The 231-nt window shown below is 58.0% G+C and carries 1 protein-coding gene; it reads left to right on the top strand.

The features are described 5' to 3' along the window. A partial coding sequence (locus S1OALGB6SA_RS03410) for a hypothetical protein (RefSeq protein ID WP_503465866.1) occupies nucleotides 1-231 on the top strand: 231 nt, incomplete at both ends.

Genomic DNA, 231 nt, shown 5'->3' with positions numbered 1-231 from the left:
GGAACAGGCACAGAGGGTTTTGCGGATGGCATCGGCACAGAAGCACAGTTTAACCGCCCCGGCGGAGTGGCTGTGGGCTCATACGGCAATGTCTATGTGGCAGATAGTAACAATCACCGCATCCGGAAGATCACACCGGCGGGGGTGGTAAGCACCTTGGCCGGAACAGGCACAAGGGGTTTTGCGGATGGAACTGGCACAGAAGCACAGTTTGACCTCCCCTTCGGAGTG

The organism is Olavius algarvensis spirochete endosymbiont (genome assembly GCA_900608495.1).
GTDB lineage: Bacteria > Spirochaetota > Spirochaetia > DSM-2461 > DSM-2461 > UBA2779.
The sequence above is the reverse complement of the archived record's forward strand: the minus strand, read 5'-3'. Positions and strand labels throughout refer to the sequence as shown.